Source organism: Lentzea sp. NBRC 102530, assembly GCF_030269365.1.
Taxonomy (GTDB): Bacteria; Actinomycetota; Actinomycetes; order Mycobacteriales; family Pseudonocardiaceae; genus Lentzea.
In genome coordinates this window covers 37,865-63,287 of sequence record NZ_BSTF01000031.1, presented here as the reverse complement: position 1 = coordinate 63,287, position 25,423 = coordinate 37,865, and the positions used below count along the sequence as shown (strand labels likewise).

The 25,423-nt window shown below is 68.5% G+C and carries 24 protein-coding genes; 11 read left to right on the top strand and 13 right to left on the bottom strand.

The features are described 5' to 3' along the window. On the top strand, nt 1-192 hold a 192-nt coding region (locus QSK25_RS43770), incomplete at its 5' end, for a hypothetical protein (RefSeq protein WP_285647469.1). Here QSK25_RS43770 and QSK25_RS43765 read toward each other — a convergent pair. From QSK25_RS43765 to QSK25_RS43755, 3 genes are all read right to left on the bottom strand, one after another. Further along, entirely contained in the window at nt 185-745 is a 561-nt protein-coding gene (locus QSK25_RS43765) for a hypothetical protein (protein WP_285647468.1), read from the bottom strand. The genes QSK25_RS43770 and QSK25_RS43765 overlap by 8 nt on opposite strands. Continuing rightward, nucleotides 738-1,322 (bottom strand): hypothetical protein, encoded by a 585-nt coding sequence (locus QSK25_RS43760; protein ID WP_285647467.1) that lies wholly within the window; start codon nt 1,320-1,322, stop codon nt 738-740. Before QSK25_RS43760 ends, QSK25_RS43765 begins: the two co-directional genes overlap by 8 nt. A 71-nt stretch (nt 1,323-1,393) precedes the next feature. Beyond that, the gene (locus tag QSK25_RS43755) at nt 1,394-2,572 is read right to left on the bottom strand and encodes an RtcB family protein (protein ID WP_285647466.1); all 1,179 of its coding nucleotides are present in this window, start codon (nt 2,570-2,572) and stop codon (nt 1,394-1,396) included. Nucleotides 2,573-2,898: 326 nt separating this feature from the next. On the opposite strand from QSK25_RS43755, the gene QSK25_RS43750 reads away from it, so the two are divergent. Together QSK25_RS43750 and cpt are read left to right on the top strand one after the other, a co-directional pair. Next, a complete protein-coding gene (locus tag QSK25_RS43750) occupies nt 2,899-4,218 on the top strand; it encodes a flavin-containing monooxygenase (protein WP_285647465.1) in 1,320 nt (439 codons plus the stop codon). Between the two features lie 39 nt (nt 4,219-4,257). Beyond that, nucleotides 4,258-4,803: a chloramphenicol phosphotransferase CPT gene (gene cpt / locus QSK25_RS43745; protein WP_285647464.1), complete on the top strand. Its 546-nt coding sequence runs from the start codon at nt 4,258-4,260 to the stop codon at nt 4,801-4,803. Here cpt and QSK25_RS43740 read toward each other — a convergent pair. The 4 genes from QSK25_RS43740 to QSK25_RS43725 all read right to left on the bottom strand — a co-directional run bounded on the left by QSK25_RS43740 (nt 4,800) and on the right by QSK25_RS43725 (nt 9,036). After that, entirely contained in the window at nt 4,800-5,594 is a 795-nt protein-coding gene (locus QSK25_RS43740; RefSeq protein ID WP_285647462.1) for a radical SAM/SPASM domain-containing protein, read from the bottom strand. The genes cpt and QSK25_RS43740 overlap by 4 nt on opposite strands. Nucleotides 5,595-5,882: 288 nt before the next feature. Next, nucleotides 5,883-7,385 (bottom strand): aldehyde dehydrogenase (NADP(+)), encoded by a 1,503-nt coding sequence (locus tag QSK25_RS43735; protein ID WP_285647461.1) that lies wholly within the window; start codon nt 7,383-7,385, stop codon nt 5,883-5,885. Beyond that, entirely contained in the window at nt 7,382-8,206 is an 825-nt protein-coding gene (locus QSK25_RS43730) for an NAD-dependent epimerase/dehydratase family protein (protein WP_285647460.1), read from the bottom strand. The genes QSK25_RS43735 and QSK25_RS43730 overlap by 4 nt, the downstream gene beginning before the upstream one ends. A gap of 41 nt (nt 8,207-8,247) precedes the next feature. Next, nucleotides 8,248-9,036 carry an IclR family transcriptional regulator gene (locus QSK25_RS43725; protein ID WP_285647459.1) on the bottom strand — a complete coding sequence of 263 codons (789 nt, stop codon included), beginning with the start codon at nt 9,034-9,036 and terminating at the stop codon, nt 8,248-8,250. A 126-nt stretch (nt 9,037-9,162) separates the two neighbouring features. Here QSK25_RS43725 and QSK25_RS43720 point away from each other — a divergent pair, with 126 nt between their 5' ends. The 8 genes from QSK25_RS43720 to QSK25_RS43685 all read left to right on the top strand — a co-directional run bounded on the left by QSK25_RS43720 (nt 9,163) and on the right by QSK25_RS43685 (nt 16,856). Continuing rightward, nucleotides 9,163-10,482: an ABC transporter substrate-binding protein gene (locus tag QSK25_RS43720; protein ID WP_285647458.1), complete on the top strand. Its 1,320-nt coding sequence runs from the start codon at nt 9,163-9,165 to the stop codon at nt 10,480-10,482. 77 nt (nt 10,483-10,559) lie between these two features. Continuing rightward, a complete protein-coding gene (locus QSK25_RS43715) occupies nt 10,560-11,450 on the top strand; it encodes a carbohydrate ABC transporter permease (protein WP_285647457.1) in 891 nt (296 codons plus the stop codon). Beyond that, the gene (locus QSK25_RS43710) at nt 11,447-12,328 is read left to right on the top strand and encodes a carbohydrate ABC transporter permease (RefSeq protein WP_285647456.1); all 882 of its coding nucleotides are present in this window, start codon (nt 11,447-11,449) and stop codon (nt 12,326-12,328) included. The genes QSK25_RS43715 and QSK25_RS43710 overlap by 4 nt, the downstream gene beginning before the upstream one ends. Before the next feature lie 8 nt (nt 12,329-12,336). Further along, nucleotides 12,337-13,239 (top strand): 5-dehydro-4-deoxyglucarate dehydratase, encoded by a 903-nt coding sequence (locus tag QSK25_RS43705; RefSeq protein WP_285647454.1) that lies wholly within the window; start codon nt 12,337-12,339, stop codon nt 13,237-13,239. Nucleotides 13,240-13,252: 13 nt separating this feature from the next. Then, nucleotides 13,253-14,512, top strand: coding sequence for a glucarate dehydratase family protein (locus tag QSK25_RS43700; RefSeq protein WP_285647453.1), 1,260 nt, complete (start codon nt 13,253-13,255; stop codon nt 14,510-14,512). Further along, complete coding sequence (locus tag QSK25_RS43695; protein ID WP_285647451.1) at nt 14,509-15,636, top strand: hypothetical protein; 1,128 nt, start codon at nt 14,509-14,511, stop codon at nt 15,634-15,636. Before QSK25_RS43700 ends, QSK25_RS43695 begins: the two co-directional genes overlap by 4 nt. 266 nt (nt 15,637-15,902) lie before the next feature. Further along, entirely contained in the window at nt 15,903-16,193 is a 291-nt protein-coding gene (locus QSK25_RS43690; protein WP_285647450.1) for a hypothetical protein, read from the top strand. Nucleotides 16,194-16,319: 126 nt separating this feature from the next. Further along, nucleotides 16,320-16,856: a hypothetical protein gene (locus QSK25_RS43685; protein ID WP_285647448.1), complete on the top strand. Its 537-nt coding sequence runs from the start codon at nt 16,320-16,322 to the stop codon at nt 16,854-16,856. Nucleotides 16,857-17,468: 612 nt separating this feature from the next. Here QSK25_RS43685 and fxsT read toward each other — a convergent pair. The 6 genes from fxsT to QSK25_RS43655 form a co-directional block, all read right to left on the bottom strand. Next, nucleotides 17,469-19,853 carry an FxSxx-COOH system tetratricopeptide repeat protein gene (fxsT, locus tag QSK25_RS43680; protein WP_285647447.1) on the bottom strand — a complete coding sequence of 795 codons (2,385 nt, stop codon included), beginning with the start codon at nt 19,851-19,853 and terminating at the stop codon, nt 17,469-17,471. Nucleotides 19,854-19,896: 43 nt separating this feature from the next. Then, entirely contained in the window at nt 19,897-20,262 is a 366-nt protein-coding gene (locus tag QSK25_RS43675; protein ID WP_285647446.1) for a VOC family protein, read from the bottom strand. Between the two features lie 84 nt (nt 20,263-20,346). Further along, nucleotides 20,347-22,011, bottom strand: a complete 1,665-nt coding sequence (locus QSK25_RS43670; RefSeq protein ID WP_502881957.1) for a fumarate hydratase — start codon at nt 22,009-22,011, stop codon at nt 20,347-20,349. Between the two features lie 251 nt (nt 22,012-22,262). Continuing rightward, the gene (locus QSK25_RS43665; RefSeq protein ID WP_285647443.1) at nt 22,263-23,252 is read right to left on the bottom strand and encodes a sigma-70 family RNA polymerase sigma factor; all 990 of its coding nucleotides are present in this window, start codon (nt 23,250-23,252) and stop codon (nt 22,263-22,265) included. 268 nt (nt 23,253-23,520) lie between these two features. Next, a complete protein-coding gene (gene dtd / locus QSK25_RS43660) occupies nt 23,521-23,946 on the bottom strand; it encodes a D-aminoacyl-tRNA deacylase (RefSeq protein WP_285647442.1) in 426 nt (141 codons plus the stop codon). Continuing rightward, nucleotides 23,943-25,415, bottom strand: a complete 1,473-nt coding sequence (locus QSK25_RS43655; RefSeq protein ID WP_285647441.1) for a DUF7782 domain-containing protein — start codon at nt 25,413-25,415, stop codon at nt 23,943-23,945. Before QSK25_RS43655 ends, dtd begins: the two co-directional genes overlap by 4 nt. Nucleotides 25,416-25,423: the final 8 nt, after the last annotated feature.

Genomic DNA, 25,423 nt, shown 5'->3' with positions numbered 1-25,423 from the left:
ACCAGCGGCTCGATCAACGCCCACTCGGCATCGGTCACATCAAAACGCGCCACAACCGAGTTCTACCAGCCCGACCAGCACACCACCGAGAACCACCAAGATCCGAACCTCAAACAGCCTCTAGTCCGGACATGCCTGCCGGCGCCGCCACCTGTTACGGCCACGGCGCCGGGGCTTCCAGCACTTATTTGACGGCGACCAGCGACTTGAAGAGTTCCCGATAGCGGTGGAGAGCCAGTCGCAGGTCCTCGGTCTGTGGATCACTGTTTCCCTCGAGCTGCTTGGTGAGGGAACGGTGGCGGCTGGTGAGTTCCTCCAGCGCCCGAGCCACGAGGTCGTCGGCCTTGCGGACCGCGGCCTTCGGGTCGTCGACGAAGTCGTACTGCACGGCCTGCCACTCGTCTTCCAGCTTGCCGATCGGACGCGACTCCGCGTGGCGCTGCGGTTCCGCGTGGCGCTGTTCGGTGCGTTGCGGTTCCGTGCGCTGATGTTCGGTCCGCTGTGCGTCCGTGCGCTGGTTGTCGGCTCGCTGTGCATCCGTGCGCTGTGTGTCCGTGCGCTGAGCCTCGGTGCGTTGTGCGTCGACCCGCTGCGCGTCAGCCCGCTGTGCGTCAACCCGTTGCGCCTCAGTGTGTTGCACGTCGGCGCGCTGTGCCTGCTGGGGCGTGCGTTCCTGCTGCTGGGGCGTTTGCTGGGGCCGGGCCGGAGTGGGAACGCCGGCGGCGTGGGTGGGGGCCTCAGACATCGGTCTTCTCCTTCCGCACGGCTTCGGAGTCCTTGCGCGGCGCGGCGCCGCGTTCGAGCAGATCGGTGAACAGCTCGCGGTAGTGCACCATCGCGGTGCGCAGGTCCTCGGTGCTCGCCTCGCCGATCTCCTGGCGCTCCGAGATGTCGTGCGCCTTGCGGTAGTGCTCCAGCGTCCTCGCGTGCTCGACGGACAGAACGCTCAGCTGCGCCTCGTACCCCTCGGTGGGGTACCCGCGCTCGGCCATCAGATCGGTCACGAGGCGGTCGGCGTCGGAGATGGCGCTCTCCGGCGAGTCGACGAACTTCGCCTGCACGGTCGCCCAGTGCCGGCGGTAACTGTCCTGCGCCGTCGGGGAAAGCGGCTTCAGGTCGAACTCGCTGTGGCGGTGTTCCCGCTCAGCGAGCTCCTTCTCCGCAGCGGATCTGTTGTCGCTGCGTTCGACCACGCGGTCGTACTCAGGGCCGAAGCGGTCGCGGAGCTTCTTGCGCTGCATGGCGGGCCTCAGCACGATCGCGAGGATCACCAATGCCGCGACCACCGCGACCACAACGCCGATGATGGCGCCCGTTGACATGGAAAAACCTCCAAGACAGGCAAACTCTTTGGCTTTCCGGGAGGCTTTCCCGTTCACTCACAAGGGAAACATCAACCCTTGATACAAACCACCTGCTTGAGCTTGGCGACCACCTCGACCAGGTCGGACTGGTTCGCCATCACCGCGTCGATGTCCTTGTAGGCGCCCGGAATCTCGTCCACGACGCCGGAGTCCTTGCGGCACTCGACACCACTTGTCTGGGCGGCGAGATCTTTCGTCGTGAACGTCTTGCGGGCCTTGTTGCGCGACATCTTCCGGCCGGCGCCGTGCGACGCCGACATGAACGAGTCGGGGTTCCCCAGCCCGCGCACGATGTACGACCCGGTGCCCATGGAGCCCGGGATGATGCCCAGCTCGCCCCGTCCGGCACGGATCGCGCCCTTGCGCGTCACCAGCACGTCCTCGCCGAAGTGGTTCTCCTCGGCGACGTAGTTGTGATGGGCCGAGATGGGTTCGTCGAAGGAGATCTGCGGGAACTCCCCGCGCAGCACGTCGCACACCAGGCGCAGCATGACGGCGCGGTTGCGGCGCGCGTAGTCCTGCGCCCAGTACAGGTCGTGCCGGTAGGACGCCATCTCCGGCGTGCCCGCGAGGAACACGGCGAGGTCCGGGTCCGGCAGCTCGGCGTTGTGCGCGAGCGTGCGCGCCACCGCGATGTGGTGCTGCGCCAGCTCGTTGCCGATCCCGCGCGACCCCGAGTGCAGCATGACCCACACCTGCTGGTCGCCGTCGAGGCACACCTCCAGGAAGTGGTTGCCGCCGCCGAGCGTGCCCATCTGGTGCATCGCCTTGTCGGCACGCGCCTTCACGACCGGCGTGAGGTCGTCGAACTTCCGCCAGAACGCGCCCCAGTCGGACGCGTCCCTGTCGGTGAACGCCGTCGCGCGGTGTTGTCCGAACCCGACGGGGACCACGGACTCCATGCGGGACCGCAGTCCGCGCAGTGTCTCCGGCAGGTCGTTGGCCGTGAGCGAGGTGCGCACGGCGGTCATGCCGCAGCCGATGTCCACGCCGACCGCCGCGGGGGAGACGGCGTCGCGCAACGCGATCACCGAACCCACCGTGGCACCCTTGCCGTAGTGCACGTCCGGCATGACCGCGACGTGCTTGAAAGCCCAGGGCAGCGAGGAGATGTTCTGCAACTGCCGCATGGCGAACTCCTCGACCTCTTCCGGTCGAGTCCACATGCGAATGTCCACGTTCTGACCGCGGACCAGGGTTGCTGCCATGCGTTCGAGGTTAGGTGGCGGTTTGCCGTTCCACCAAAGGGTTTTCGGAGCGGGCCGCGGCGCGCCTGTGCTGGTGGTTGGCCGGCGGGGCGAAGGCCAGCGGGAGGATCACGACCCAGGTGAGCGACGCGATCACCGGGTGCTGCGACGGCCAGGTGCCGGGCGCGGGCCGCAGGGGAGAGGTGTTGCCGCACAGTTCGCGCGCACGGCCGTCGTCTTGCCTGCCGTGCGGACACTGCGGTCCCGTCGTGCCTGTCGTGCGGGCCGTCATGGCCGTCCGGTGTGGTGATTGACAGCGGCGCGGAACGTGAAAATACTTCGGTCGCATGGAACGCGTGTGCGTCATCGGGGCGGGCTCGTCCGGCATCGCCGCATGTCAGGTGCTCAGCGCCCGCGGCATCGAGTACGACTGCCTCGAGGCCGGGTCGGAGATCGGCGGCAACTGGCGTTACCTCAACGACAACGGCATGTCGTCGGCCTACCGCTCACTCCACATCAACACGTCGCGGCAGATGATGGAGTACAGGTCCTTCCCGATGCCCGCGCATCTGCCCGCTTATCCGTCGCACTTCCAGATCGCCGAGTACTTCGACGACTTCGTCAAGCACCACGGGTTCCGCGACCGCATCCGGTTCCGCACCGAGGTGACCTCCGTTTCCGTCGCACCCGGCGGCTATTCGGTGACGTCCCGCGATCGCGACAGCGGCGAGGAGATTTCGGGTGTCTATCGTTCAGTAATCGTCGCGAACGGGCACCACTGGTCGCCGCGGATGCCGGAACCCGCGTTTCCCGGCTCGTTCGACGGCGAACAGACGCACGCGCACTTCTACAAGACGCCGGAACGATTCGCCGGCAAGAAGGTGCTGGTTCTCGGCATCGGCAATTCGGCGTGCGACATCGCGGTCGAGACGTCCCGGGTGTCCGCCCGGACATTTCTCGCCATGCGCCGGGGCGCGCACATCATGCCGAAATACCTGTTCGGCATGCCGACCGACCACCTGACGACGTCGCCCCTCGCTCGCTTCGCGCCCGCTTGGCTCCAGGCGCTGTCGTTGCGGGCGATGCTGCGGCTGGCGCGCGGGCGGCTGTCTGACTACGGACTGCAGGAACCGTCGCACGGCATCCTCGCGGCGCACCCGACGGTGTCCGACGACCTGCTGACCCGGCTCGGGCACGGAGACATCACCGTCAAGCCGAACCTGGCGCGCCTCGACGGGTCCGGCGTCGTGTTCGCGGACGGGTCGCGCGAGGACGTCGACGTGATCGTCTACTGCACCGGCTACAAGGTGGAGTTCCCGTTCCTGGACGGCGCGGAGTTCCCGGCGGTGTCGGACGCGGGCAACGACGTGGCGCTGTACCGGCGGGTCGTCGACCCGGCGCACCCCGGGCTGTACTTCCTCGGGCTGATCCAGCCGCTCGGCGCGATCATGCCGCTGGCCGAGGCGCAGGCCGAGTGGGTCGCCGACCTGATCTCGGGACGCGGGGCGCTGCCGCCGGTGCCGGAGATGAAGGCCGAGATCACCGCGTACCGGGAACGGCTGCGGCGGCGGTACGTGAAGTCGTCGCGGCACACGCTGGAGGTCGACTTCCTCGGGTACCGGCGCGAGCTGGAGGCGGAACGGCGGGCGAGCGCGGCGCGGCGCTGATCCGGATTCTCGGAGGACACGACTGGGTACGGTCGGGGCGTGTCGACTGCTCAGGTGATCGTGCTCAACGGTGGGTCCAGCTCCGGCAAGTCGGGGATCGCCCGGTGTCTGCAGGCGGTGTTGCCCGAGGCGTGGCTCGCGATCGGCGTCGACACGCTGATCGACGTGATGCCGGCGCGGTTGCGGCTCGGGTCCGAGGGCATCGGGTTCGGCGTCGACGGCGAGGTCAGCGTAGGGGCCGAGTTCCAGCTGCTGGAGGACGCGTGGATGGCGGGCGTCGCGGCGATGGTGCGCGCCGGGGCGCGGGTGATCGTCGACGACGTCTTCCTCGGCGGGGCCGAGTCGAGGAAACGGTGGGAGTCGGCGCTCGACGGGCTCGACGTCGTGTGGGTCGGGGTGCGGTGCGACGCCGTCGTCGCCGCCGGGCGCGAGCTCGCTCGGGGCGACCGGGTGGCTGGGATGGCCGAAGCGCAGGCCGAGCTGGTGCATCGCGGGATGACCTACGACGTCGAGGTCGACAGCGCGAAGGCCGAGGCCGTCGAGTGCGCGAGGGCGATCGCCACCGCGGCCGGGCACCACGCTTAACGCGGCGGGTCGTCGTTCGGCGCGCAGGAACCGCCGCCCTGGGGCCAGCACGACGCGCCCGTCGGCACCGGCGGCCGGTACGTCGACTTCGACAGGATCGTCGCCAGATCAGTATCCAATACATTGCCGAGACTGACTCGGCGGGCGAAGACGCACGGCCAGACGTCGCCGGACGGGGCGATCGCGACGGCGCCGTCGCCGCAGCGGCCGCACAGCTGGTCCAGTGCGAAAGCGTTTGCGCCCCGGCCCACGGCCCGTTGCCGGTCCGTGCCGATCGACACGACTCCGAGCGACTTCAGATCGGCGACCGCTGCCTGGACGGGAGCGGGGGAGCCGACGTCGATCACGCCGGCGCGCAGGGGGATGTCCCGGCTCACCGCCTCGGCGATGTTGGCACGGGTCCGGGCGTGGCTGCCCCGGCGGCGCGTGACGGTCTCGTGCCGGGCAGGGGTGGCGGAGTAGTAACTGGTCGCCAGGCGCACACCGGGACGGGAGAAGGACTCCCACAGGCGCGGGCCGATGTGCACGAGATTGCTGAACACCTCGACCTCGAGTCCCGCGGTCAGCGCGCGGTCGATGAAGTGCGGTAAATCCGGGTGCAATGTGGGTTCGCCGCCGATGAACTGAACCGAGCGCGCGCCGAGTGCGGCGACGGCGTCGACGGCGCGGAACCAATCAGCGGTTCCGAGTCTTCCCGAGTCACCCCGCGGTCCGGAGTCGGCGTAGCAGTGGGTGCAGCTCAGCTGGCATTTTCCGGTGATCTCAAGCCATGCGAAACGCAGGTCGGTCATGTCCCGCTCCCCTGGACTTAGCCGTGCGATAAACCCATCTTGCCCCGGCTGGCCCCAAAAAGACCTGTCGAATTCATTCACACATCGGTCTGCTGTTGAGCGGGTGACATGTCGCAGACACGAATAGGCCGAAGACCTCGTCTTACTGGTTATAACCGAGTAATCCCCCGGTCCCGGGCGTCTCATTAGGGACGCCCGGGAAACCGCTTCGGCGGGACTGGAGAGGGAGCGCGCAAAGAGAAACGGGGCCGCCGGCGAGAAGCCGGCGACCCCGTGTCCGCGGAGCGGTCAGTGCGTGCCGAGCACGCCGTCCACCCGACGCGGGATGCCCAGCGGGTTCGCGTCCTGGAGTTCGGCCGGCAGCAGCGCGTCCGGCCACGACTGGTAGGTCACCGGCGCGATCCAGCGCCGGATCGACGTGGCACCGACCGACGTGTGCAGCGGGTTCGTCGTCGCGGGCCACGGACCACCGTGGTGCTGGCCCCACGCCACCGCGACACCGGTCGGCCAGGCGTTGAAGATCAGCCGGCCCGCCACGCGCCGCAGAATCTCGGCGACCTCACCGGCCTCGGCGTGGTCGGACTCGGCCGCGTGCACCGTGCCGGTCAGCGTGCCCGGCAGCTTCGCGAGCACCGAGTGCAGCTCCGCCGGCGACGAGTAGGTGACGACCAGGGCCGCCGGGCCGAAATGCTCCTCGGTCAGCTTCTCCAGGTTCTCCTCGAACACCTTCACCGGCGTGCTGAACAGCAGCGGCGCGACGGCCCACGCCTCGTCCGGGCGCACCCCCGTCGACACCACGGACACCAGGTCCGACGCGGCCAGCGCGTCCGTGCCCGCCTTGTAGGAGTCGCACATCCGCTCGTTCAGCATCGCGCCGCCCGACGACGCCGCGACGGCCTCGCCCAGCGTGGGCACGATCGACTCCGGTGCGAACACCAGGCCTGGGTTCGTGCAGAACTGCCCGACGCCCATCACCAGCGACTGGGCGAACCCGGCCGCGATGTCCGGCGTCGCCGCGCCCGGCAGGATCACCGTCGGGTTCACGCTGCCCAGCTCACCGTAGAACGGGATGGGGTCCGGCCGGCCCTGGGCCAGGTCGAACAACGCGCGCCCACCGCCGGTGGACCCGGTGAACCCGACCGCGCGCACCGCGGCGTGCTTCACCAGCGCGACACCGGCCTCGGTGCCGTACACGATCCCGAACACGCCCTCCGGCGCACCGGCCTCGCGCAGCGCGTCCACGACGACCCGCGCGGTCTCCCGCGACGTCGACGGGTGCGCCGAGTGCGCCTTCACCACGACGGAACAGCCGGACGCCAGCGCGGAGGCGGTGTCCCCACCGGCCACCGAGAACGCGAACGGGAAGTTCGACGCGGAGAACACCGCGACCGTCCCGAGTGGACGGAGCACGCGCCGCAGCACCGGTCGCGGCGGGATGATGTCCGGGTTCGCCGTGTCCAGCGTGGCCTCGACGTAGCTGCCCTCGCGCAGCACCTCGGCGAACAGCCGCAGCTGGTTCGTCGTGCGCTTCAGCTCGGTCGTCAGCCGCGGCACGCCCAGCGCCGTCTCGCCGTCGGCCGTCTCGATCAGCAACGGCGACTCGGCGTCGATCGCGTCCGCGACCTTCTCCAGCACCACGGCGCGGTCCGCCGCCGGGACCGCCGACCACGCCGTGAACGCGACGGCCGCGGCCGAGGCGATCCGATCCACCTCGCTGTCGGGCGTCTTGGCGACCGGCTCGCCGAACGGCTCACCGGTGCGCGGGTTGTATCCCTGAACGACGTGGCTCAACGCCCTGCCTCCTTGACTGCCGTGTCGAAATCGGGGCCGCACCAGGCCCCGCCAACGAACCTCGCCGCGGGCGACGAGGGGTCGAGTTCACCGTGCTGCTCCAGCACCGCGGCCGCGTACTCCTCGGAGTCGTCCTGCGGCTCGTACCCGATCGCGCGCGCCTCGTCCAGAGAGAACCAGCCGCGCTTGTTGTCCGAAACCCCCCAGACGATCCGGAATCCGGGTGACTCGACGGAGAGGCAGGCCTCGAACAGGCGCGCGCCGTCGTCGGGGGACATCCACGTCGACAGCATCCGCACGTCGCGCGGCTTCTCGAAGCACGACCCGATGCGGATCGCGATCACGTCCAGGCCGTAGCGGTCGGCGTACAGCGACCCCAGCGCCTCCAAGGCCACTTTGGACACCCCGTAGTACGTGTCCGGGCGCGGGAACGCGTAGTCACCCGCCTCGCCGTCCGCTCGTTCGACGTAGCCGACCGCGTGGTTCGAGCTCGCCAGCACGACGCGGCGGACCCCGCTGCGCCGGGCGGCCTCCAGCACCGTGTGCGTGCCGTCGATGTTGACCCGCAGGATCTTGTCCCACGACTCTTCCAGGCTGTGGCCGCCGAGGTGGATCACCGCGTCGACGTCCTTCATCGCCGCCTCCATCGCGGCCATGTCGGTCACCGAGGCCTCGACGAGCTCGACGTTCTCGCCGTCGGCGGCGGCGGGCAGCTCCGCGATGTCCAGCAGCCGCAGGACACGGCCCTGCGCCGCGAGACGGGTGCGCATGAGCGTGCCCACCCCGCCGCCGGCGCCGGTGATCAGGATGCGTGCGGTCACGGGATGGAACCCTCCGTCTTGTTCAGGTTTTCGGTACGACGTCAACGGCCGAACTGGCGCAGCAGCTCGGTGATCGTCCGCGCGGCGTCGAGCAGTGCCGCGACGACCTGCCGTTCGTGCTCGGGCGTGAGCCTGCCCAGCGGGACCGAGCAGCTCATCGCGTCCAGCACGGGATTGCGGTAGGGCAACGCCACCGCGAAGCAGCCCAGTCCGGGCGTGTTCTCCTCGCGTTCGTGGGCGTAGCCGACGTTGCGGAACCCGGCGAGCTGCTCGTGCAACGCCGCCCGGTCGGTCACGGTGTTCGGGGTCAGCGGCGACAGCTCGGCGGGCAGGATCAGATCGACGTCCTCCGGCGTGCGCGTCGACAGCACGGCCTTGCCCAGCGACGTCGAGTGCGCGGGCAGCCGGCGGCCGACGCGCGAGACGACGCGCAGGTGGTGTTCGGACTCGCGGCTCGCCAGGTACACGACGTCCGCACCGTCCAAACGGGCAAGGTGGACCGTCTCGTTGATGTCCTGGCGCACCTGCTCCATCACCCGGATCGCTGCGCGCACAACGGGGTCGTGGTCCAAATAGGACGTACCGACGAGCAGGGCGCGCACGCCGATGCCGTACGTGCCGCGGTCGGAGTCGACCTCCACCCAGCCTCGCGCCACCAATGTCTGCAGCAACATGTAGAGGCTGGACTTCGGGTAGCTGAGCTCCCGGTGCAGTTCCGTGAGCGTCAACCTGCGGTCTGACGCGGACAGCACCTCGAGAAGCTCCACCGTGCGGTCGGCGGACTTCACCGCGCCGGGTCGAGCCGTGCCCTTGCCGATCGGCGACGCCACCTGCAGCCTCCTCGAAACAGGAAAGAAACTTTCCCTTGACACGTTGCTGTGCTGATTCTTACAGTCCTGTCCCAGGTTCACAAGTACGACCCACGTTCACATATCTGAACATGAAGGGCTCCGACGATGCGCCGTAGAACTGCCACAACACTTGCCACGCTCGGCGTGGCCGCGCTGCTCGCGGGATGCGGCGGCGGTGGCACGGCGGCGACGTCCAACAAGGACCCGAACAAGCCTCTGGAGGTGTGGACCCGCTCCACCGAGGCGACCGCGAAGGTCTACGAGAAGATCTTCAAGTCGTTCACCGAGAAGACCGGTGTGCAGGTCGACTACAAGCCGATCTTCAACGACTTCGACAAGCAGGTGCAGCAGCGCGCCGCCTCGAAGGACCTCCCCGACGTCGTCATCACCGACACGGGCTCGCTCGGCAACTTCGTCAAGCAGGGCTGGACGACCGAGGTCAGCAAGGACGACGTCGCGGGTGCCGGCGACATCGTCGACCGCGCCTGGAACAACGGGAAGGGCGCGGACGGCAAGTTCTACGCCATCCCGTACTCCACCCAGGCGATGGTCACGCTGATCCGCAAGGACTGGCGCGAGAAGCTCGGCAAGCCCGTCCCCACCACGTGGGAGGAGCTCGACGACCTCGCGAAGGCGTTCACCTTCAACGACCCCGACGGCAACGGGCAGAACGACACCTACGGCATGCTCGTGCCCGGCACGACCGACCGCGGCTACCTCGCCTGGTGGGCCGCGAGCTACATCTGGCAGGGCGGCGGCGACATCCTCGAGGACGAGGGCGACGGCAAGTTCCGCGTCGGCATCGACTCGCCGGAGTCCACCAAGGCGGTCGATCGGCTGCGCAAGCTCTTCTGCGAGGACAAGGTCATGCAGCCCGGCTCGCTGACCCTCGGCACGAACGACGCGCACCCGCTGTTCGAGTCAGGCAAGAGCGGCATCTACCTCACCGGCCCGTACATGATCGGCCGCTTCGACAAGTCGATCGGCAAGGACAAGTACGAGGTCGTCGCGTCCCCCAAGGGACCGGCCGGCGCCACCGTGCTCGGTGAGGGCGAGAACATCTACCAGATGGCCGGCTCCGCGAAGACCGCCGACCAGAAGAAGCTCGCCGAGTACCTGATCACGCCCGAGGCGCAGCAGGCCGGCATGAAGGGCGACCCGCAGCCCGTCGTGCGCCTGCCCGTCAACAAGACCGTCGACGTCAACGCGACGTACCAGGACCCGCGGTGGGCGACCGTGGCGGGCGTGTACTCCAGCGAGGCGCGGCCGTTCCCCAGCGTCCCGAACTTCGCGCCGTTCCGGCAGAAGACCTCGGAGACCCTCAACTCCATCTTCGCGAAGTGCCCCGCGGACTCCTCGGCTGAGCTGAAGACCCTCGCGGAAGCCCTCAAGAAGGAACTGGACAACCAGAAGGCGTCGAAGTGACCTCTGTTCAGTCACTCGGCGAAACCCGAGACGTGGGCTCGACGGCTAGTGGCGGCGGTGCCGTCGAAACCCACCCCGTGAGGCGGCGCCGCCGGCGTCGCCTCACGGGAGCCACCTTCATCCCGTGGCTCTTCCTCCTGCCGGCCGCGCTGATCTTCCTGGTCTTCAAGTTCATCCCGATGGCCGAGGGCATCCGGCTCTCGTTGTTCGAGGTCCGGCCGTTCCTCGGGGACATCTTCGTCGGGTTCCGGAACTACGCGACGATCCTGCAGGACGAGAAGTTCCTGACCGCCAGCTGGCACACCCTCGTGCTGGCCGGCGGTCAGACGATCGGCGCGATGGTCATCGGCTTCTTCCTGGCTTTGCTGCTGGAAGGCCACACCAAGTCGCTGTGGTTCGTGCGGTCCGCGGTGTTCCTGCCCGTCGTGGCGGCCACCGCGGTCATCGGTGAGATCTGGCGGCTCTTCTTCTACCCGGCGCCCGAGGGTTTCCTCAACGAGCTGATCTCGTGGGTCGGCCTCGGGCCGTGGGAGTACATCCACAGCACGGACACGTCGCTGGTCTCGGTCATGTTCGTCGGCATCTGGAAGCACGCGCCGTACGACATGGTGCTGATCCTCGCCGGGCTCGCCGGCATCGACCGCCAGCAGTACGAGGCGGCCGCGATCGACGGGGCCTCGACGCCGCAACGGATCTGGAACGTCACGCTCCCGGCGTTGCGGCCGGTCATCACGATCCTCCTGACGCTGGCGGCGATCCGCGGCCTGCGCGTCTTCACCGAGGTGTACGTCCTCACCGGCGGTGGTCCCGCGGGATCGACCGACGTCTGGATGACCCGCGTGTACACCACGGCGTTCGAGCAGTCCGAAGCCGGACTCGCGTCCGCTGGTTCGGTGTTGTTGTTCCTGGTAACACTGGTCCTCACGGTCAGCGTGCAGTGGTACCGCCGCAGGAGGGAGGCCCGATGAGCACCGTCAACTCGAGCCGTTTCGACAGCGCCATCGGCTGGTCCACCCGCTCCGACGCGTGGGTCAGCCGGGGCATCCGGTTCCTCTTCTCGGCCCTCGCTGTAATCCTTTTCTGCGGGCCGCTGCTGGTCATCTTCTCCGGGGCGTTCGACCACAACCCGGACCCGACCCAGCTGTCGATCGTCCCGGACAACCCGTCGCTCATCAACTTCCAGGTGGCGGCGGAGAACAAGATCTGGCACTACCTGATGAACTCGCTGATCATCGCGGGTGGTGCGCTGCTGTTGCAGCTGGCGGTGAGCGTTTTCGCCGCGTACGCGTTGGCGCGCAAGAAGTTCCGCGGTCAGGCCATCGCACTGCTGGTCATCCTCGCCACGATGATGTTGCCGGAGGAGGTCATCGCGATCCCGCTGTCGCTGGTGATCGGAGACCTACCGCTGGTGCACGTGAGTCTCAAGGGCACCCTGCTGGGCGTCATCCTCCCGCTGGGGGCTTGGGGATTCTCCATCTTCGTCATGACGGAGTTCATGAAGGAGATCCCCGGCGAGCTGGAGGAAGCGGCCAAAGTGGACGGTGCCGGGGAGCTGCGTCTCTTCGCGCAGATCATCCTCCCGCTGTGCAAACCCGCGCTCGGCGTGATCGCCGTGTTCGGTTTCAACATGATTTGGGAGCAGTACCTGCTCCCCCTGATCGTCGCCGCTGACCCCTCCGATTACACGCTCACGGTCGCACTTCTCGCGCTCCGCTCCGACGACATGGTCGGAACGGGCATCGTGCTGGCCGGTGCGTTGCTGGCGCTGGTACCCAGCCTCGTGGTGTACCTGTCGCTGCAGAAGTCCTTCCTGCGTGGGATCACCACCGGAGCGATCAAGGGATGAGTCTGGTTATGCAACTCGATGGTGTGCTGTTCTTTCCGGTGACCCCGTTCGACAGCGAGGGGAACATCGCGTACGACGTGCTCGCCGAGCACGTCAAGCACGGTGTCTCCGCCGGGCCGGGCGCGGTGTTCGTCGCGTGCGGCACCGGCGAGTTCCACGCTCTGGGGCTGGAGGAGTTCGAACGGGCCGTCGCCGTCGCGGTCGAGGCGACCGCGGGCAGGGTGCCGGTGTTCGCCGGCGCGGGTGGGTCGATCGCGCAGACCAAGGAGTTCGTGCGGGCGGCCGAACGCGCCGGTGCGCAGGGCATCCTGCTGCTGCCGCCGTACCTGGTGACGAACCCGCCCGCGGGTCTCGTGCGCTACGTCGCGGAGGCCGCCGGCGCGAGCGAGCTGCCAGTCATCGTGTACCAGCGCAACAACGCGCGGTTCACGCCGGAGACCGCCGTCGAGGTCGCCTCGATTCCGAACGTCATCGGTTTCAAGGACGGCCTGGGCGACCTCGACCAGATGCAGCGGATCGTGCTGTCCGTCCGCGCGGGCGTCGACAAGCCGTTCCAGTTCTTCAACGGCCTGCCGACCGCGGAGATGACGCAGCTCGCGTACCGCGCGATCGGGGTCGAGCTCTACTCGTCGGCGGTGTTCTGCTTCGCGCCGGAGATCTCGATCGGTTTTTACAACGCTGTACAGGCCGGTGACACCGAGCTGGTGAACCGGTTCCTGTTCGAGTTCTACAAGCCGCTGGTCGAGCTGCGGGACACGGTGCCCGGCTACGCGGTCGCGCTGGTGAAGGCCGCGGTGCGCGCGAACGGCCTCGACGTCGGGGGCGTGCGCCCGCCGCTCGTCGACCCGGCCGACGAGCACCTCGCCGCACTGGACAAGATCATCGCCGCTGGTAAGGCACTGCTGAGCTGAGAGGGCGGTCGGGATGAAGATCACCGAGATTGTTCTGACACCGATCGCGTTCCGGGATCCGCCGCTGCTGAACTCGGCCGGTGTGCACGAGCCGTGGGCGCTGCGCACGATCGTCGAGGTGCACACCGACGAGGGCATCTCGGGGCTGGGGGAGACCTACGGCGACCTCGGGCACCTGGAACGCTCGCGGTCCGTTGTGGACTCACTGATCGGCCTTGATGTCTTCGCCCTCAACGAGATGCATGCGCGGGTCGCCGCCGTGCTCGGCGGCAAGGCCGGGCCGGACAAGCACGGGCTGACCGGGAAGATCACGGCCGAGAGCACCGTCGACCGGGTGTATTCGCCGTTCGAGGTGGCGTGCCTGGACATCCAGGGCAAGGCCCTGGGGCGTCCGGTGCACGACCTGCTGGGCGGCAAGGTCCGGGACGCGGTGCCGTACTCCGCCTACCTGTTCTACAAGTGGGACGGGCACCCGGGTGCCGAGCCCGACGAGTGGGGCGAGGCCGTGGACCCCGCGGGCATCGTCGCGCAGGCGTCGAAGATGATCTCGCGGTACGGGTTCGGGTCGATCAAGCTCAAGGGCGGTGTCTTCCCGCCGGAGCAGGAGATCGAGGCGATCCGCGCGCTGCGCGAGGCGTTCCCGGACCACCCGCTGCGGCTCGACCCGAACGCGGCCTGGTCCGTGGAGACGTCGCTGCGCGTGGCCGCCGAACTCGACGGCGTGCTGGAGTACCTGGAGGACCCGACGCCGGAGATCTCCGGGATGGCGGAGGTCGCCGCGAAGGCGGCGATGCCGTTGGCCACCAACATGTGCGTGGTCGCGTTCGAGCACCTGAAGCCGTCGGTCGAGCAGGACGCCGTGCAGGTGTTGCTGTCGGACCACCACTACTGGGGCGGTCTGCAGCGGTCGCGGCAGCTCGGGATGATCTGCCAGACGTTCGGCATCGGCCTGTCGATGCACTCGAACTCGCACCTCGGCATCTCGCTGGCCGCGATGACGCACCTGGCCGCGGCGACGCCGAACCTGAACTACGCCTGCGACACGCACTACCCGTGGAACGCGGCCGACGAGGTCGTCGAACCCGGCGTGCTGTCCTTTGTGGACGGCGCGGTGCCGGTGCCCGTCACGCCGGGTCTCGGTGTGTCGCTCGACCGCGACGCGGTGGCGCGCATGGCCGAGAACTACGAGAAGTGCGGCATCACGGCTCGTGACGACACGGGCTACATGCAGAAGTTCGACCCGAGCTACGAGAGGAAGCGTCCCCGGTGGTGAAGTCGGTTGTCCACGCCTACCCGTGGGACCTGGTCGGAGACCCCGAGGCCGTCGCGCGGTACCAGGACCTCGGCGTCGACGCGATCGCCCTGGCCGCGTCGTACCACACGGTGCGGGCCGCGACGCCGTTGCACCCGTCGCACCGCCTGGTGGACGCGCGGCACGCGGCGTTCTACCTGCCGGTGCGCGCGGAGAGGTACGGCCGCCTGGTGCCGGCCGAACCGTCCTGGGTGGACGGTCCGGACTCGTTCGGCGCCGCGGCCGCACTGGTCCGCGCAGCGGGACTCCCGGTGTACGCGTGGACGGTGCTGACGCACAGTTCGCGGCTGGGAGACCTGCACCCGGACCTGACCGTGGTGAACGCGTTCGGCGACCGCTACCCGTACGCGTTGTGCACGGCGCAGCCCGACGTCGTCGAGTACACGTCGGTGCTGGTGTCGGAGGTGCTGGAACTCGGTGCGCCCGACGGGATCGTCCTGGAGGCCGCCGGGCCGCTGGGGTTCTTCCACGGCGGGCACCACGAGAAGACCGACGGCACCGACTGGAACGCGGTGCAGCAGAAGCTGTTGTCGCTGTGCTTCTGCTCAGCGTGCACCGCCCTGTACGCCGACCCGGATGCCCTGCGTGAAGCGGTCCGGGCCGGGGTCGATCGCGGGGCGTCCAGCGTCGAGGAAGCGCTGGGCGCGCTCGCGGAAGACGTGAAGGCCGTGCGCACCGGTGTGGTGCGGTCGTTGCGGCAGCGGCTGGTCTCCGAGATCCGTGCTGCCGCGCCTTCGATCCGGATCGGCATGCACGTGACGGCCGACCCGTGGGGGACCGGACCGTTCGCGACCGTCGCGGGTGGCGTCGACGCCGACATCGACGTGCTGACGACGATGTGCTGGCCGGGGCCGGACGTCGCCGTGCCCGGCATCGAGGCCCTGCGCGCCGTCGCCCCGGACACGCGGATCGCCGCGTACGTCCTGGGGTTGCCGCCGAAGCCCGCCGACGGTGCCGCGCTCGCGAAGGAATGGCTCGCGTACGTCGACGCCGGCGTGGAGGAGTTCCACCTCTACCACGGGGGTCTCGCGTCCGCGGCCAGGTTGTCAGCTTTGCGAGAGGCTGTCACCGCCGTGAACCGGTGACGCTTCGGTATCAGCCGGTAACTGTGAAGAGAAGTCGCTGCAACCCGTTGTGACCGCGGTTCCGTCCTCTTCACATGAGGCACATAGGAACCGTAGTTGGCACTGGCGTCCTGCTGCTCGTCATCTCGGCCTGTGGCAGTGCGCAGAACGCAAGCCCCGGGGCAGGTGGCGGTCCCGAGCTACCGACCGCCACCGCGCCCTCGGACCCGTCGTCCGAGGCGCCGCCCAACGTCGCACCCGGTGAAGTTCCGCCGGACGGCAAACCCGTGACCAAGCTCGACGCCACCGCGCTGGCGCCGGACCACCCGCGCACCGTGTGGACGGAGAAGGACGGGAAGACCGTCGGCGTCGTCGCCCAGGAGGGCGGCTGCGGCAAGGCGAGCGCGTCCGTGCTGGAGCAGAACGCTTCCACGGTGAAGATCGAGCTCCTGGAGACGACGCCGCTCACGAAGCAGATGTGCACGATGGACATCCGCTTCCCCCCGCTCACCGTCCAGCTGTCCGAGCCGCTGGGTGAGCGCACCGTCGTGCTGACGTCGCGGCAGGACCAGAAGTAGACCTCCCTCCCCGGTGCCCGGCCGGCACCTGCCCCGCCGGCCGGGTACCTCCGCTGGAACGTTCCACCGGACAGAACCGCGAGACATTTACCGGGACTTCGTGTCCCGCTTTGCGAGGATGTGGCCATGAGAAACGCCGTCGCTGCCGTTGCTCTCGCCGTAGTGCTCGTCGGCTGCTCGTCCGGCACGGACTCGGGCGCGCCCGGCTCCAGCTCGCCGGGCGGCTCGCCCACGGGCACCAGCACGAACGCGCCGGGGTCGAGCGGCACCCCGGGATCGTCGGGCGCGAACCCCACCGCCCCGGTCCAGCCCCCGGTCTCCATCTCGGAGGAGAAGCCCGTCGTGCCCCCGAACGTCACGCCCGTGGCGAAGGAGAAGGTCGACACGACATCGTTGTCAGACACCTACCGCGACGAGGCCTACGTCTTCGGCGACGGCCGCGACGTCGAGGTGTTCGGCGTGGGCGGCGGCTGCAAGGAGGCGCGGGCCGAGATCACCGGCCAGTCCGCCGACGTCGTCCAGATCACGCTGGTCACGATCACCAAGCAGCCCGCAGGCACGGTGTGCACGCAGGAGGTCCGCCAGGTGCCGCTGACCGTCCGGCTGGACGCACCGCTGGGCGACCGCCGCCTGGTGCTCGAAGCCCGCGAGGAATCCGCCTAATCACCCGATACGGATCTACAGCCGCTGGACCCCGCCGCAAGGCGACCACGTACGGCGCGAATGCGACGGGTCGGCACCCCGGTGCTCTGCCACCCCGAACCTCGACCTGCCCCAAAACCGCTGTTTCGAACAGGCGGCTGCCGGATCTCCTGCAACCGGCCCGCTACGGCGGCTTCTTTCCAGTAATCAACCGCCTGATGAGCTCAGTCGCCACCGATATATCGCATATCGTCAACCCCTCGATGTAGACCGCTTCGCAGTAGCCAGCCACCAAGGCGGCGCACCCACGCCCTCGCGTGCGCCGCCCTGCTGTCAACTGGGTTACCGCCGCAAGCCGCGCCGAAGGAACGCTACGCAGCGTCTTCCCCAACAAGCTCGGCCCAGCTGATCGACGGCGACCTCGCCTACGTCACCCGTCGGGCTTCAACCTGTCCGCCACCATCACCGCGCCCACCCTCCCCGCTGCACGGCGACCGCGACGGCATCGATCCACCAACCCAGCCAATGGTTGGCCAACCACATCTCCACCGCATGGCTCCGCCGATCCCGAGGCGACGGCCGCATCTCGGTTCTGGACCACGCCGCAGCCGCCCTCGATTGGCTGCTGTCCCACTAGTCACATTCGCCGCGTGGTTGAGCAGCCTTGATTCTGGCGGCTCGTTCGTACATTGCGGCGGCATCGGCGTCGCGCCCGAGACGGTTCAGCGCGTCACCAAGGTTATCCACGCTGATAGCCACCCTGGGATGGTCAGGGGCGAAGGCTGCCTCGTCAATGGCGATGGCACGTTCGAAGAGCGGCTTCGCCTCGGCTGCTCGATCAAGGTCGTTGAGCAGCAAGGCGAGGTTGTTCAGGCGGATGGCGATGTTGGGATGGTCCGGGCCGTAAACGGCCTCGCTGATCGTCAGCGCGCGTTCCAACAGCGGAAGCGCGTCGGCGAATCGCCCGATTTGCCTCAGCACGAGACCAAGTCCGTTGAGGCGGATGGCGATTGTGGGGTGATCAGGGCCGTAGACGGCTTCGTCGATGGCCAGTGCGCGCTCGAGCAGCGGTCTGGCTTCGTCCGACCGGCCAAGCTCCCGGAGAACCGTACCCAGGTTGTTCAGGCGGATGGCGATGTTGGGATGGTCCGGGCCGTAGGCCGCCTGGTCGATGGTCAGGGCTCGCTCTAGCAGACGTCTGGCCTCATCGTGGTGCCCAAGAGAGTTCAAGTTCGAAGCCAGGTTGTTGAGCTGGATGCCGGTGGCGGGGGCATCCGGGCCGAGAGAGGCCTCGCTGATGGCGAGCGCTCGTTCGAGCAACCCCCTGGCTTCGGCTGATCTTCCCAGGTCTTCGAGGCTGAGCGCGAGGTTGCCCAGTAGGGCGGTAACGTCGGCGTGGTCCGAGCCGTCACCGTCTTCGACGATTGCGAGGGCACGCTCCATCAGCGGCACAGCAGCAGCGGGCTGGCCGAGTTCTTTCAGGACCGAACCGAGGTTACCCACCGTGATGGCGACGTTGTAGCTGTCGGGGCCGTGCATGGTCTCGTCGATGGCGAGTGCCCGTTCAAGGAGCGGGCGCGCCTGGCTGATCAGGCCGGTCGTCTGGAGATAAGCAGCGGTCCTGTCCAGCAACCACGACGTCGATTGGGGCACGAGATCGGGAATCGTCGGTTGATGATGCAGAACCGCCAGCACATGAGGGAGCAGCTGTCGCCACACCGGCCATGCATCGGGGTTGTCTCGCACACTTCCGGGCAGGCGGGCATGGAGCAGGGCGACAGACCACATCCGAGGGAACTGCGAAGTTTCCGGATTGGAGTCGGCGGCGTGGCCGCGCACGGCCAGTTGGACGAGGCGGTGCACCGTGATCGTGCCGCTGTCCCGCTTGACCAGCGAGTAGTCCGCCAGGACTCCCACGATGTGACTGAGTGAGGCCGCGTTGGCCACTTCCTCACCGAGCAAGGCCGGCAGGGCGTCGCTGCCGGTCGTGAACAGCGTGAGTGGAATGGCTTCCGGTGCCATGTAGGCGCAGATCGCCAGCAGTTGGGCGGCGGCGGGGTGGCGTTCGTCGAGGCGTTGGAGGCTGAGCGTCCACAGCTTGGCCAGGGAGCGGTCCGAGGTGCGACGGAGCCCGTCTACGCCCTTGTCCGACAAGGTGTCCGGGGCGGTGCGCAGGAGGGTGAGGTACTCCTGCGCCGGAATCTGCGACTGAGCCAGGTAGGCGGCGGCCTGTTCCAGGCCCAGTGGGAGGTCGCCCAGGAGTTCGGCCAGTTCGTCGGCTTCGGCTGGGGTGAGGCGCGGAGCGCGTCGGGCCAGCAGTTTGGTGGACTCCTGGCGGGCCATCGTGTCGAGGTCCAGCAAGCCGCCGATAGCGTCGAAGCCGGCACGGCGAGTTGTGATCAGCACTCGGCCGGTGTCTGACGGGAGGAACGGGTGCAGGTCGGCTGCCGACTCGGCGTTGTCGAAGATCAGCAGCCAGTTCTTCAGGCCGCGCAGTCTGGCCAGGACGATCTGCACCGTCTCGGTCGCGTCGGACACGAGTTCCAGGCCCAGCATCCGGCCCAGGGTGCGGAACTGGTCGGGGAGCAGAGTGGGGTTTTCTGCTTCGAACCACCACACGGCTTCGAGGCGGGTGCAGTGGCGGTGGCAGAACTCCAGAGCCAGTTGGGTTTTTCCTACGCCGCCCATGCCTCGTACGGCGTGCACTGCTACGCGCGATCGGGTTTTCAGCAGGCGTTGGAGGGCTTTCAAGTCCTTGTCGCGGCCGGTGAAGTTCGGGTTGCGGCCCGGTACGTTCCAGACTCGGTCAGGGCCTGCGGGCTCTGCTGACTTCTCGCGGTTGGCCATCAGTTGGAGGACGGCGACCAGCAACACGAGAACGACGAAGGTCAGCCAGACGCGCCACTGGTCCTGGAAGAACTCCGGAATCTGAGCGGTGGCGTAGTTGGTAACCAAGGCGAGCGCGGCGGCCACCAAGGCTATTGCCACCACGTTGATCTTCACCTGACGCGACGCCATGACATCACTATCGCGTCTCACGCGGATGGTGTTGCCATCGGCCTCAAACGGGTCCGGCGTCGGCCAGGAACTCGATTCGGTTGCCCACCCCGTCGAACGTGTGGAAGCGGAGGCGGCCGGGGATCTCGGCCGGGTCCGCCCAGACGACGGGATGGCCGGCTGCCGCCACCGCCTCGGCCACCCGCGTCACGTCGACGACGAACGCGGGGTGCGCTTTGCGGGCGGGGCGGAAGCCGGCCTCGACGCCGACGTGGACCTCACCGCCGCCGGGCACGGCGAACCAGCAACCGCCGCGGGCGGCGAGCAGGGGTGGTTTGGGCAGTTCGGCCCAGCCCAGCACGCCCGTGTAGAAGGCGCGCTGGGCGTCCTCGGTGCCTGCGGGGCAGGCGACCTGCACGTGGTGGATCAACGCGAAACCCCCGATCTGTATGCAGTACAACCGTACTGTCGGATCGGGGGTCTCGCGATGGTGAGAAGGTCTAACGCCTGAAAATCAGCGACGGAAACTGATCTGCAGGGTCGGGGTCGAGGTCTCGGCGAAGAAGTCGTTGCCCTTGTCGTCGACGACGACGAACGCCGGGAAGTCCTCCACCTCGATCTTCCAGACCGCCTCCATGCCCAGTTCGGGGTACTCGAGCACCTCGACCTTGCGGATGCAGTCCTGCGCGAGGCGGGCCGCCGGGCCGCCGATCGAACCCAGGTAGAAGCCGCCGTGCGTGGCGCACGCGTTGGTCACCTGCTTGGAGCGGTTGCCCTTGGCGAGCATGACCATCGAACCGCCCGCGGCCTGGAACTGTTCGACGTAGGAGTCCATGCGGCCCGCGGTCGTCGGCCCGAACGAACCGGAGGCGTACCCCTCGGGGGTCTTGGCCGGTCCGGCGTAGTAGACCGGGTGGTCCTTCATGTACTGCGGCATGTCCTCGCCTGCGTCGAGGCGTTCCTTGATCTTGGCGTGCGCGATGTCGCGGGCCACGACCAGCGGGCCAGTGAGGGAGACGCGGGTCTTCACCGGGAGCTGGGTGAGGATGTCGCGGATCTCCGCCATCGGGCGGGTGAGGTCGATGGTGACGACCTCGTCGGACAGGTCCTCGCCCTCGATCTCGGGCAGGAACTGCGCGGGGTCGCGTTCCATCTGCTCCAGGAACACGCCGTCGGCGGTGATGCGGGCCTTGGCCTGGCGGTCGGCCGAGCAGGAGACCGCGATGCCGACCGGCAGCGACGCGCCGTGGCGGGGGAGGCGGATGACGCGCACGTCGTGGCAGAAGTACTTGCCGCCGAACTGGGCGCCGATGCCGAAGTTGCGGGTGAGTTCGAGGACCTGCTGTTCGAGGTCCGTGTCGCGGAACGCGTGACCCGCCGGCGACCCCTCGGTGGGCAGGGTGTCGAGGTAGCGGGCCGAGGCGAGCTTCGCGACCTTGAGGTTCTGCTCGGCCGACAGGCCGCCGACGACGACCGCGAGGTGGTACGGCGGGCAGGCCGCGGTGCCGAGCGAGCGCAGCTTCTCGTCCAGGAACGACGCGAGGCGCTTCGGGTTCAGCACCGCCTTCGTCTCCTGGTAGAGGAACGTCTTGTTGGCGCTGCCGCCGCCCTTGGCCATGAACAGGAACTCGTAGACGGGCTCCTGGCCGGGCTTGTGGAACACCTCGATCTGCGCGGGCAGGTTCGTGCCGGTGTTCTTCTCGTCCCAGAACGTCACGGGAGCCATCTGCGAGTACCGCAGGTTGAGCTCCTGGTAGGCCTCGTAGACGCCGCGGGCGAGCGCCTTCTCGTCGTCGCCGCCGGTCAGGACGGTCTCGGAGCGCTTGCCCATGATGATCGCGGTGCCGGTGTCCTGGCACATCGGCAGCACGCCACCGGACGCGATGGCGGCGTTGCGCAGCAGGTCCATGGCGACGAAGCGGTCGTTGCCGGACGCCTCGGGGTCGTCGATGATCTTGCGCAGCTGGGCGAGGTGCGACGGGCGCAGCAGGTGCTGGATGTCCCGGATCGCTTCCTTCGCGAGCAGCGTGAGCGTCTCGGGGGCGATCTCCAGGAACTTGCGGTCACCGGCCTCGATGAGCTTGACCCCGTCGGAGGTGACGAGGCGGTACTCGGTCTCGGTGTCCTTCGCGAGCGGGAGGACGTCGGTGTACTCGAATGTGGTGGGCACGGGGTACACAACTCCAACGGTGTGCAGTTCGGATCAGAAAACCGTACCGCCACCAAAGGGACGTATTGGCTCGCGTCCACCGTGTTCTTCGCTACGGCCCTTCGAACAGGCCCGGAGATGGCGGAAGGCCGGGGCGGCCCCCGGCCGCCCCGACCTTCCTTCGCGTGCGAAACCCGACTCACGGCGGGCACCGCGTGGCTCTGGTAACGCCCGACCGTGCCGTGAGTTGAGTCACAAGTCAATACTGCCGGACGGGTGACTTACGAGGCGTACGCCCGCAGCTTCGCCGCCCGCTCGCCCTGCCGGAGCTTCGACATGACCTCGCGCTCGATCTGACGCACCCGCTCGCGCGACAGGCCGAACCGCTTGCCGATCTGGTCCAGCGTGCGCGGCTGGCCGTCCTCGAGGCCGTAGCGCAGCCGGATCACGGCCTGCTCGCGCGGCTCCAGCGTCGCGAGCACGCGGCGCAGGTCGTCCTGCAGCAGCCCCGAGATGACGGCGCTCTCGGCGTCGGTGGCGTCCGAGTCCTCGATGAAGTCACCGAGGGGCGCGTCCTCCTCCGTGCCGACCGGCATGTCGAGCGATACCGGGTCACGGGCGTGGTCGAGCAGGTCGGCGACCTTGTCGACGTTCAGGCCCGCTTCCTTCGCCAGCTCCTCGTTGGTCGCCTCGCGGCCGAGCGTCTGGTGCAGGTCGCGCTTGATCCGCGCGAGCTTGTTCACCTGCTCGACGAGGTGGACGGGGAGGCGGATGGTGCGGCCCTGGTCAGCCATGCCGCGGGTGATCGCCTGGCGGATCCACCACGTCGCGTACGTCGAGAACTTGAAGCCCTTGGTGTAGTCGAACTTCTCGACCGCGCGGATGAGGCCCAGGTTGCCTTCCTGGATCAGGTCCAGCAGCGGCATGCCGCGGCCGGTGTAGCGCTTGGCCAGCGACACGACCAGGCGCAGGTTGGCCTTGAGCAGGTGGTCCTTGGCGCGGCGGCCGTCGCGGACGAGCTCCCCCAGCTCTTCGCGACGGGTGGGGGTGAGGCGCTTGGCCGTCTCCATGACGTGCTGCGCGAACACACCGGCCTCGATGCGCTTGGCGAGCTCCACCTCCTCCTCGGCGGTGAGGAGCGCGGTCTTGCCGATTCCGTTCAGGTAGACTCGAACGAGGTCGGCTGCTGGTCCCTGCGCGTCGAGTTCGTGCTCGACGACGGTGGGCGTGTTCTCTCCGACTTCACGGTCGGAGATCCTCGTGACGGTCATGGATCTCCCTCCCCCTGGTGCGGGCGACGCTGCTGTCGGTCAGGCCTGTGGCTCCTGATCGAACAGTCGCGCGTGGCGGTCAAGGCGGCGCGGCGCTGCGCCCTGGTTGCCGGTTGCGGCGGGCCCGCTCGGGATCCCATCGCTAGCTGGCTGATACCTGGGTAACGAACGCGATTCCGAATTCGTTCCCGACTTCCATGACCTGAAGACGTCACCGCTGTCACAGCGGTTGCGCGACTAATCTGAGAACTGCCTGAGAACCCTTTCCTCAGAGCTCTACGATCACCGTGAACGGACCGTCGTTCACGCTCCGTACCTTCATCTCGGCTCTGAATCGTCCCGTTTCGACTCGCGCGCCCTTTTGGCGTAGTTCCTGCACGACGGCGTTCACCAAGGGTTCCGCGTGCTCGGGCCGGGCGGCCGCCGTCCAGGACGGACGGCGACCCTTCCGCGTGTCCCCGTAGAGCGTGAACTGGCTGACGACCAGCAACGGAGCACCGGTCGACTCACACGACCGCTCGTCGTCGAGGATGCGCAACCCGTGCAGCTTCTGCGCCATTTTGGCCGCCAGCTCGGGTGTGTCGTCGTGGTGGACGCCGAGCAGGACCAGCAATCCGGGCTCGTCGATCGCGCCGACGATCTCCCCCTCGACTTCGACACTCGCTTCTGTGACGCGCGCCACAACCGCTTTCACGCGGGAATCAACATTCCGTGCCGGATGAGATCACGAACGATCGGCAAGGCCGCTTCCGCGTCGATTTCTCCGTAAGCGAACTCCAGGAGTGCGAGCAGGTCCTCGAGCGGCAGGGCGCCGTTGCAGCCCGCGACGAGCTTGGCCGTCGCCTCGTCGACCTCGTGCTGCCAGCCGGGCCCGTCGGTGCGGTGCAGGCGCGCGACGACCTTGCGCCAGCCCTCGTCACCCGGCTCCGAGACCTCCTCGAGCAGGACGGTGTCGGCGACCCGGAACCGCCGGCCCAGCAGGTCGGGGTTGGCGCGGAGCCACGCGACGTTGTCGAGCCAGCGCGCGGCCTCCGGGCCCAGCGGGTCGTCGTAGGCGTGGCGCAGGTCCTCGCAGATGACCTGGGAGTGCATCTCGTCGGTGCGGCGCAGCGTCACGTAGCCGAAGCCGACGCCCTGGACGTCGTTCTCCTCGAACCAGTCGAGCCACGCGGCGGCCTTCTGACGGCCCTCGGGGCTGCGCGGGTCGACGCCCGCGTCCTTGAGCCACGTGCCGACGTACAGCGCGGGCTCGGCGATGTCACGCTGCACGAACCACGCGTCGATGCCGCCGCGGGGCAGCCAGCTCGACACGCGCTCCTCCCAGTCCTCACCCTTGCGGTGGACCCAGGACGCGAGCAGCTGGCCGACGCCGCCCTCGTTGAGGAACGCCGGCAGCTGCCGGATGACCAGCGCCGACGCGTCGTCGCCGCCGAGGCCGGAGTCGCGGTAGACGAAGTCGACGCGGGGCGGGCCGACGACGAACGGCGGGTTGCAGACGACCTGGTCGAACCGCCGGTTGCGGACTGGGCCGAACCACTCGCCCTGCAGCGTCTCGACGTCGAGTTCGTTCATCCGGAACGTGCCCTGGGCGAGCCTGAGCGCGCGTTCGGACAGGTCGGTGGCGGTGATGCGCTCGGCGTGGGTGCTGGCGTGCAGGGCCTGGACGCCGCAGCCGGTGCCGAGGTCGAGCAGCGTGCCGACGGGCGTGCGCTTGGTGGCGCGGGCGAGGCTGATGGACGCGTGGCCGACGCCGAGCACGTGGTCCTCGGGCACGGCACCGCCGCGCAGGTCGGAGTCGAGGTCGGCGATGACCCACCAGTTGTCCTCGTACGGCCGGACGTCCAGGCCCGCCTTGAGATCCTTGGTGAGGACCTCGTTGCGGACGGCGTCGTCGACGTCGACGCCGGCGAGGGCGGCGCGGACGTCCTTCTCCGGCTCCTCGTCGCCGAGCAGGAACAGGCGGATCAGCGTGCCGAGCGACCCGGCGTCCCTGCTCGCGCGGCGGGCGGGCTCCGGTTCACCGCGGCCGAGCGCGGCGTGGGCCTGCGGGCCGAGCGCGTCGACGACGCCGTCCGCGGTGTAGCCGGCGGTCAGGAAGGCCTCGCGCAGACGAGCGCACAGGTCAGCAGAAAGATCGGGGTGCACGGGAGGAGATGCTTTCACGCCGCCCG